The sequence below is a fragment of the Treponema endosymbiont of Eucomonympha sp. genome (assembly GCF_001028545.1).
This window is the reverse complement of the sequence record NZ_BBPW01000173.1, coordinates 1-1,280: the sequence shown is the minus strand read 5'-3', so window position 1 is coordinate 1,280 and position 1,280 is coordinate 1. Positions and strand designations below refer to the sequence as shown.

Annotated in this window: 4 protein-coding genes; all 4 read left to right on the top strand. The window is 45.7% G+C overall.

The genetic code is table 11. The features are described 5' to 3' along the window. The first annotated feature begins 37 nt into the window (after positions 1–37). The 4 genes from AWU74_RS13455 to AWU74_RS05700 all read left to right on the top strand — a co-directional run bounded on the left by AWU74_RS13455 (position 38) and on the right by AWU74_RS05700 (position 991). Positions 38–118, top strand: coding sequence for a type II toxin-antitoxin system YoeB family toxin (locus AWU74_RS13455; RefSeq protein ID WP_368853460.1), 81 nt, complete (start codon positions 38–40; stop codon positions 116–118). Further along, entirely contained in the window at positions 111–341 is a 231-nt protein-coding gene (locus AWU74_RS05710; RefSeq protein ID WP_062328490.1) for a hypothetical protein, read from the top strand. Before AWU74_RS13455 ends, AWU74_RS05710 begins: the two co-directional genes overlap by 8 nt. Beyond that, positions 281–736 carry a type II toxin-antitoxin system VapC family toxin gene (locus tag AWU74_RS10525; RefSeq protein WP_162504897.1) on the top strand — a complete coding sequence of 152 codons (456 nt, stop codon included), beginning with the start codon at positions 281–283 and terminating at the stop codon, positions 734–736. The genes AWU74_RS05710 and AWU74_RS10525 overlap by 61 nt, the downstream gene beginning before the upstream one ends. A gap of 66 nt (positions 737–802) precedes the next feature. After that, positions 803–991 (top strand): hypothetical protein, encoded by a 189-nt coding sequence (locus AWU74_RS05700; protein WP_228378543.1) that lies wholly within the window; start codon positions 803–805, stop codon positions 989–991. Positions 992–1,280: the final 289 nt, after the last annotated feature.

Sequence of the window (1,280 nt, the reverse complement as noted above, 5' to 3'; positions counted from 1 at the left end):
GCTTAAGTATCGGTATGCCGGATTTTATTCTCGAAGAATAACACAAGAGCATCGGCTTGTATATAAAATCATCGATGATTCCATTGTTATAATTTCCTGCGAGGGGCATTATGAATAAGCCGACTTTACAGATAAAAACGGTAATTGAGCGGCAGGCTGCGGCGCCGGATACGCAGATTGATGAGGCGGTGTATACACTATATGGTTTGACGGCGAAGGAAGTGCGGACGGGGGAGGAAGTGAAGGTGGGGGAAGCGATTAAGGCGGCGGAGGGAAATATATGCGGGTATACCTTGATAATTGTTCATACAATCGTCCTTTTGACGACCAAACGCAAATAAGAATCGCTCTCGAAGCACACGCAAAGCTGTATATTCAGCGTCTTATTACAGAGAAAAAATTAGAATTGGTTGTTTCTTATGTTTCACGATTTGAAAACAACGCTAATCCGTATGTTTCAAAAAGAAATCCTATTAATTTATTCTTTCAAAACGCAACGATTTATCTTGATTCGTCTCATTCTGTTTCGGTTGATACAAGAGCGGCTGAAATTATGAAGCATAAAATAAAAACAAACGATGCTTTGCACATATCATGCGCTATCGAAACCGGGTGTGATTACTTTATCACTACCGATGACGAGATATTGCATTATAAAACAGCGGATATAAAAATTTGCAATCCGATAACTTTCTTACCGATGATAGAATATGGCATTATGAAGCACAGGATATAAAAATTTGCAGTCCGATACCTTTCTTGCCCATTTTGGAGGATAAAAATGCGTAATACCGCTGTAATTATGGATGACGGCATAAACTGCCTGCTGAAGTCTTTGGGCGCGTTTGAAACGGAAATTTTTATTTCAAACATTTTGAAAGAGCCCTTCGATTATACGGAATGGCAGCGCGAACGTTTTGCAAATACTACGCTTGAAGAATTCAGCACACAGGCGGTTCAATATGATAGGGAACACCCTTTCAGCTTATGACCGACGCCATTACACGCTAATCGGGCACAAGCGCCGGCGTCCTTACAAACCGGAGCCCCGTTCCGAGGCCCGGGCATTTGCCGGCGGGAATGGGAGCGACGCACAGGAAACAGGCTATGCCTGTTTCCTGTGCGCTCCGAGCGGGGTTCCCCACTCCTTCCCGTGTTTTAGCCGACCACGACGTGCTGAATGTCGCCCCAGGGACCCAGCGCGCCTTTTTTGTTCTGCCAGCGGGCGGCGCAGGACAGAAAACTCTTCTGCGCCTCGGGCGGCAGCGTGAGCGTCCAGG

Excerpts from the sequence above, each read along its gene's own strand:
- AWU74_RS05710 (WP_062328490.1), top strand. The coding sequence starts at position 111 with ATGAATAAGCCGACTTTACAGATAAAAACGGTAATTGAGCGGCAGGCT.
- AWU74_RS05700 (WP_228378543.1), top strand. The coding sequence starts at position 803 with ATGGATGACGGCATAAACTGCCTGCTGAAGTCTTTGGGCGCGTTTGAA.
- AWU74_RS10525 (WP_162504897.1), top strand. The coding sequence starts at position 281 with ATGCGGGTATACCTTGATAATTGTTCATACAATCGTCCTTTTGACGAC.